This is a genomic window from Rhizobium sp. 01T444 (assembly GCF_056398305.1).
In genome coordinates this window covers 23,134-29,591 of record NZ_JBFTPD010000050.1, presented here as the reverse complement: position 1 = coordinate 29,591, position 6,458 = coordinate 23,134, and the positions used below count along the sequence as shown (strand labels likewise).

Sequence of the window (6,458 nt, the reverse complement as noted above, 5' to 3'; positions counted from 1 at the left end):
CCTAAGTGAAGCCCTTGTCCACCATTGATAGGACGAGGGCATACACGCTTTGCCGATGCGGCAAATCCTAGATCAGCTTCCAGCACTTCATCCCCGCGAAAGAAGGTACGGACATTTATGTCGTCTCCGCTAAGTTGAAGTTGCAGAGACAAGCTACTATGCCGAGCCATTGAGCTTGGTTTACCGGAAATCTCGGGCTTTAGGGAATGAGCTCGGCATAGTATCCGGCTCGGGATAAACGCCCGATCTTCATATCCATACGCTGAAGGTGAAAAGTCGGAATTTTCAGTGACTTTTGGTTGGTGACTGGCGGTCGGAGGTTCGATTTGGTTCAAGGCGACCGTGTAGCATAGAGGTTCTGCCCCGCCATTTGCGGCAGCGATCAAAAACATTCGTTCCTAGCGGGAGCATGTCAATGCGCTCTACCCAACCGGCTTGCCACGTGCCGCAAGCTTGAGCGCTATCAGAAAAACAAGCGCCACAGACAGCATGAATATCACCCCCGACAAGGGTTCAGGTGAAGGGTGGAGTCTACCCGCTAGGGCCATCGAGTTGGGCGAGACGCCGGAGCAGGCGATAGAGCGTGAAGTACTTGAAGAAACCGGCCTTACGGTTATCCGCTCGGAAGTTCTGGCGGTATTTGGCGGTAGAGAGTTTCGATACACCTATCCGAACGGAGATCAGGTCAAATATCTGGTTGTTTTATTCAGATGCCTGATGCGCGGAGAAGCAGGCGGATATACGGATACCGAGACGATCCGCTTGAAATATACATCTTTCGATGAAATGCCGAAACTTGCTCTCCTTACCCAATGCAGCTTCTGTTCCCGAACATCGGTCAACCCAGTTTGCCTCAGTAGTCCGCTTCGGGCCGCCTGCTCATTGGCTTCCGCCCCTTTGCTCGAACATCCAACCGCAGTTTCATCATCGAGGTTCAGGACACGAGCGTGAACATCGAGATGGATGCGACGAACCGGCTATCGTAGCTTCCTAAGATTGAGGGCGAGCTTGCTACTGGGAGTGATGCCGGACCCGTTCGCCATGGAAGCCATCGACGCTCATGTCGGGAGAGCTGAAATGGCGGCTTAAGGCCATCGAACCGCGATGCCGCAAGAAATAGATACACATTGTGTATCCGTTTGTGCTATATTGACCTTGAAGGAAAAAATGCCATGACCAGCAAAAACGCAACCGGCAGCCATAAACGCCCCGTCAATTTGAAGGTTCGTGAGGACGTCCGCGTCCTGATCGACCGTGCCGCCAAGGCCCACGGGAAAACCCGCTCGGATTTCATGATCGATGCCGCGCGCCGCGCCGCCGAAGACGCGCTTCTCGACCAGACATTGGTGCAGGTCGATCCCGACAGCTATAAACACTATCTGGCCGTGCTCGACCAGCCGCCGGGCGGCGAAGGCTTCGAACGGCTGATGAACGCACCCAAACCCTGGCAGCCGTAATGTTGTCAGCACCGGTGCTTCTCGGCGAAGCGCACGATCTCCAGCTCTTTGACAGCGGGCACGACAGCCTCGATGAATGGCTGCGCCGCCGGGCGCGGGCCAATCAGGTCAGCGGCGCCTCGCGAACGTATGTGGTGTGCGAAGGCGAGCGCGTTGTAGGTTATTATTGCCTGTCATCGGGGGCGCTCGCGGTCGCAGATGCGCCGGGAACAATCCGGCGCAACATGCCCGATCCCGTTCCCATGGCGGTGCTTGGCCGTCTGGCCATTGACCGCAACTGGCAGGGAAAAGGTATCGGATCCGCACTGTTGCAGGACGCCGTGCTGCGCACCGGACAGGCAGCGCATATCATGGGTATTCGCGGTCTCGTCGTTCACGCAATCTCCAACGAAGCCAAGGCCTTCTATGAGCATTATGGGTTTATGGCCTCGCCGGCGAACCCCATGACCTTGGTATTGTCGTTGAAAGCTCGATAAGGCCTGAGTCATGGCGGGTTTATCGACGTTGGAGACTTCGGCTCCTTTCACCCATCAAGCGGAAATGGCTCGATAGCCACCCCTCGGCCGGTCTCCACGCCATCGTCGACGCTACCGTGCTGAGGTCTCTCGGCCACCCCACGGGGCAGTTCGGCAAGAACCATCTTGGCGATCTCAACGAGTTTCTGCCAACGGTTCATGAACGTTGCTTTTTCTCCTGCCCTTCCGATCTGCTTGGCGGTACTGTCCGCCCGAACAAGAGACAGATCAGTGAATTTGGCGTTCTGCGGTTCGATGAGATCGACGATCATGAGATCATCCACGAGTTCTTCCCGCATAGGCGACTTACTCAGCCGCCGATGCCCTCCGGGCTGCCGCCCGCGGTTCTAGACCTTGGTAAAGGAAAAGGCATTGATCGGCAGGGCGGTCTGCCCATCAATGGCAAGATCCGCCAGGATTTCGCCGACGACGCTCGTGAACTTGAAGCCGTGGCCGGAGCAGGGCGAAGCGACGACAATGTTCTTTTCGCCTGGCACATGGTCGAGAAGAAAGTCCTCGCTCGGCAGCATTGTATAGCGGCAGGTCGTTTCCTTCATGCGAGGACCGGCAGCAGCCGGAACACGCTTCCTGATGAAGCTGTCAAGCAAATCCCGGTCGGCATCGTTGACGGGCGGGTTTGGCTTGTTAGGATCGATCGGCTCGCGGAAATGTGCGTGCTTGCCGACCTTCACCCCGTCGACGCCGATGGCGGGAAAACCGAAATAGGTGCCTTGCGCACCTTCGTCCCGCAGGAAACAGGGCATGCGCTGCGGCTGCGTGGCGACATCATCCTGCGGCTGATACCAGGCAACCACCTGACGGATTGGCACCGCCGCCTGCTTCAGCTGGGGTATCAGTTCGGCAATCCACGATCCGGTCGCCACGACGATTTTCCCTGCCCGATACCGCCCGGTTTCAGAGATGATCGTCACACCGGCATCATCGGGCTCGATTGCGGTCACTTTCTCGCCGAAGTGGAGGATGGCGCCGTCTTCGACAGCGAGCCTCAGGTAGCCCAGCACAGCCGTCTCGGGACGAAGATAACCGCCCTGCGGGTCAAACAGCGCCATCTCATGATCGTCGAGCTGGAAGGCCGGAAAGCGGCGCGCCATCTCTTCCTTGTCCAGCGCCTCATAGGCCAGTCCGTGGAGTTCGGAGGACGCGCGTGTACCGGCAACGATCTTGCTGTCCGGTGCGCCGATCTGCAACACGCCGGTTATCGTCAGGATCTCAGTGCGCAGGCGTGCCGCCAGCGACCGCCAGTTCTGATAGGCGCGCTTGAGCAGCGGAACATAGGACGGGTCCTCGAAATAGCCAAGCCGGATCAGGCGGCTGTCGCCATGCGAGGAACCCAGCGCATGGGCCGGAAAATAGGCATCGAAGCCGATCGCCCTGACACCGCGGGCTGCCAGAAAAGCGAGTGCAGCGCTCCCCATGGCACCGAGGCCGATAACGGCGACGTCGAAGCTGGCGGTCATGAAGTCTCCTCAGGGAATTGCTGGTGCTGCGGCCTTACGGATCAGTCCGCGTAAGGCTTCGATGTCGCGCGAAAGCGGCCGGTCGTCGGCATAGGCAGGCACGATCGTGCGAACGGCTTTGTAGATAGCATCCGTACCCGTCGCCCTCGACGCGGTACCGACGAGGAATTCGTGGGCCTGCGCAGCCGCCATCAATTCGATTGCCAGGATGTATTCGGCATTATCGATCAGCGCGAGAAGCTTGTTGGCGGCGGCCGTCGGGTGCGCCAGAAAATCCTCCTGCAGGCCGGATGTGATGCCGCCATCGGTGGAGGCCGGTGCGGCAAGTCGCCGGTTCTCGTTGGCAAGGGCTGCTGCCGTATATTGCGCGATCATGAGGCCGGAATTGCTGCCGGCATCGCTTGCCAGGAATGGCGGCAGGCCGCTCACGAGCGGATTGACGAGGCGGTCCATGCGCCGTTCGCTCATGGCGGAAATCTGAGCGAGGGCCGTCGCAAGACTATCGGCAGCCTGCGCAAGGGAAGGGGCTACGGCATGTGCTTCGGAGGATATGATCGGCTCCTCGGGCGTGCCTGACACGGCGGGATTGTCGGTGACGGAGGCAAGCTCCTGATCGACGACGAAGGCCGAAATATCAAAGACATCGCGCGCGGCGCCATGGGCATGCGGGATTGAACGCAGGCTGAGCGCGTCCTGCGTCCGTTTGCCTGTCGCAGCTGATATCAGCCCGCTGCCGGCAAGCGTGGCGCGCAGCGAGGCGCCGACGCTGGCGATGCCCTTGGAGGGACGCAGTGCCAGAACAGCCGCATCGAAGGCCGCCATCTGGCAGCCGGCCGCTTCAAGCGTGAGTGCCGCGATCGCATCGGCCCAGTCTAGAAGCCGCTCGGCGCGGGCCAGGGCAACACTTGCGAGCCCGGTCGCGCAGGCTGTGCCGTTGACGAGGCTGAGACCCTCCTTGGCACCGAGCACCAAGGGTTCGAGGCCGATGGCGGCAAGCGCGTCGCGGCCGCTCATATGGCCGCCCTTAACGCGGGCGCTGCCTTCGCCGATCAGCACCAGCGCATTATGGGCGTTATGGGTGAGGTAGCCCGCCGAACCCTTGGAGGGAACGTCGGGAATACAGCCCCTTTCGAGAAAAATGGCGAGATAGCGGACGATCTCGGGACGCACTCCGGAATGTCCGTGGGCAAAATTGGCGATCTGCGCGGCGATGATGGCGCGCACCTCGCGCGGTGCCAGCAATTCGCCGACGCCAACCGCATGGCTGAGAATGATGTTGCGTGACAGTCTGCTCTGCGAGGCCCTGTCGACGACGGTATCAGAAAGCGCACCAACACCGGTATTGATGCCATAGGCCCGCACGCCGGTCTCGACGATCCGCTCGACGATGCGGCTTGCATGCGTGACACGATCCCAAGCCGCTTGCGATAGGCCAAGCGCTTCCCCCTCGGCCACGCGCGCGATATCGCGCCAGCCGGCAACCCTGTCGATGGTGATGGTCATTGGCCGCTTCCGAAATGGCCGATGAACTGGCGGAAAGCCGGCGATGCGCCGCCGCCGAACATTTCGTTCGGCGTGCCGCTGCTTTCGACCAGCCCTTCGCGCATGAAGACGACGCGGTTCGACACATTGCGGGCAAAGCTCATTTCGTGGGTGACGACGAGCATGGTCATGCCCTCTTCGGCGAGCGCGCGCATGACGCGCAACACTTCGCCGACCAGTTCCGGATCGAGCGCGGAGGTCGGCTCATCGAAGAGCATGACCTTCGGCTTCATGGCGAGCGAACGGGCAATGGCCGCGCGCTGCTGCTGGCCGCCTGAAAGATGCGCCGGGTAGGCGTGGCGCTTGTCGGCAATACCGACCTTTTCGAGCAGCGCTTCGGCTTCTGCGATGCATTCGGCCCGCGGCCGCTTCAAGACATGGACCGGCCCTTCGATGACATTCTGCAGGATGGTCATGTGGGACCACAGATTAAAGGACTGGAAGACCATGCCAAGTTCCGAGCGGATATGGTCGACCTGCTTCTGGCTCGCCGGTTTCGTCTTGCCGTTCTTGTGGATCATCTGGATGTGTTCGCCGTCGACCCAGATTTCGCCGTCGCTCGCCACTTCAAGAAGGTTGATACAGCGCAGGAAAGTAGATTTGCCGGAGCCCGACGCGCCGAGCAGCGAGATCACGTCGCCATCTTCGGCATCGAGCGATATGCCGCGCAGCACTTCATGGGTGCCGAAGCTCTTTCTGATATTGCGGACCGAAAGTCGGGTTACGCCGGGCATGGAAGCTCCAATCACGTTCAGTCGGGTTCAAGCCTTCAGCGCCGCCGGAATGGCGCGGCGATGTCGGGACAGCCAGTATTCCAGCAGGGACATGGCCTGCAGGATGATGAAGTTCAAAACGAGGTAGATGATGGCCGCACAGAGAAAGACTTCCATCGTGCGGTAGGTCTGCGAAATCAGCCGCTGTGCAACGCCCGTCACTTCCCAGACCGTCACGAGGCTTGCGAGTGCGGTCGATTTCATCATCAGCACGATTTCGGTCGAATAGGCCGGCAGCGCATGCCGGAAGGCGATCGGCGCCAGGATGCGGCGCACCATCAGGAGGCCGGACATGCCGATCGCGCGCGCGGCCTCGATTTCCTTCGGCGAGACGGCGCGAATGCCGCCGCGGAAGATCTCGGCCGAGTAGCCGGCAGTGCAGAGTGCGAGCGAGAGAACCGCGCAGACCATCGGCTCGCGCAGGAAGGGCCAGAGGAAAGAATAGCGGATGACGCCGAACTGGCCGAGCCCGTAAAAGACCAGGAACATCTGGATCAGCAGCGGCGAGCCGCGGAAGACGAAGATGTAGCCCTTGGCGAAGCCGGAGAGGATCGGATTGCCGCTGACACGCATGGCGACGATGACGAGCGCCAGCAATCCGCCAAAGAAGATCGACAGGAAGAACAGGATCAGCGTCGTCGGCACCGCCTTCAAGAGCGTGACCATGGTGCTGAAGAGGAAGGCAATGTCCAT

Annotated in this window: 8 protein-coding genes; 3 read left to right on the top strand and 5 right to left on the bottom strand. The window is 60.3% G+C overall.

Annotated features, from left to right (window positions below):
- Nucleotides 1–489: 489 nt before the first annotated feature.
- The 3 genes from AC1DTN_RS35290 to AC1DTN_RS35280 all read left to right on the top strand — a co-directional run bounded on the left by AC1DTN_RS35290 (nucleotide 490) and on the right by AC1DTN_RS35280 (nucleotide 1,933).
- Nucleotides 490–951 (top strand): NUDIX domain-containing protein, encoded by a 462-nt coding sequence (locus tag AC1DTN_RS35290; protein WP_477924751.1) that lies wholly within the window; start codon nucleotides 490–492, stop codon nucleotides 949–951.
- A gap of 221 nt (nucleotides 952–1,172) precedes the next feature.
- Nucleotides 1,173–1,457 (top strand): type II toxin-antitoxin system TacA family antitoxin, encoded by a 285-nt coding sequence (locus tag AC1DTN_RS35285; RefSeq protein ID WP_113324334.1) that lies wholly within the window; start codon nucleotides 1,173–1,175, stop codon nucleotides 1,455–1,457.
- Nucleotides 1,457–1,933: a GNAT family N-acetyltransferase gene (locus tag AC1DTN_RS35280; RefSeq protein WP_442207376.1), complete on the top strand. Its 477-nt coding sequence runs from the start codon at nucleotides 1,457–1,459 to the stop codon at nucleotides 1,931–1,933. Before AC1DTN_RS35285 ends, AC1DTN_RS35280 begins: the two co-directional genes overlap by 1 nt.
- A 47-nt stretch (nucleotides 1,934–1,980) precedes the next feature.
- Here the strand turns inward: AC1DTN_RS35280 and AC1DTN_RS35275 are convergent, their stop codons facing one another.
- The 5 genes from AC1DTN_RS35275 to AC1DTN_RS35255 all read right to left on the bottom strand — a co-directional run bounded on the left by AC1DTN_RS35275 (nucleotide 1,981) and on the right by AC1DTN_RS35255 (nucleotide 6,458).
- The gene (locus tag AC1DTN_RS35275) at nucleotides 1,981–2,244 is read right to left on the bottom strand and encodes a hypothetical protein (protein ID WP_162748087.1); all 264 of its coding nucleotides are present in this window, start codon (nucleotides 2,242–2,244) and stop codon (nucleotides 1,981–1,983) included.
- Nucleotides 2,245–2,319: 75 nt separating this feature from the next.
- Nucleotides 2,320–3,450: an N-methyl-L-tryptophan oxidase gene (gene solA / locus AC1DTN_RS35270; RefSeq protein WP_477924749.1), complete on the bottom strand. Its 1,131-nt coding sequence runs from the start codon at nucleotides 3,448–3,450 to the stop codon at nucleotides 2,320–2,322.
- Nucleotides 3,451–3,459: 9 nt separating this feature from the next.
- Nucleotides 3,460–4,953, bottom strand: coding sequence for an HAL/PAL/TAL family ammonia-lyase (locus AC1DTN_RS35265; protein ID WP_113324338.1), 1,494 nt, complete (start codon nucleotides 4,951–4,953; stop codon nucleotides 3,460–3,462).
- Complete coding sequence (locus AC1DTN_RS35260) at nucleotides 4,950–5,726, bottom strand: ABC transporter ATP-binding protein (RefSeq protein WP_037108536.1); 777 nt, start codon at nucleotides 5,724–5,726, stop codon at nucleotides 4,950–4,952. Before AC1DTN_RS35260 ends, AC1DTN_RS35265 begins: the two co-directional genes overlap by 4 nt.
- A 27-nt stretch (nucleotides 5,727–5,753) precedes the next feature.
- Nucleotides 5,754–6,458: an ABC transporter permease gene (locus tag AC1DTN_RS35255; RefSeq protein ID WP_113324339.1), complete on the bottom strand. Its 705-nt coding sequence runs from the start codon at nucleotides 6,456–6,458 to the stop codon at nucleotides 5,754–5,756.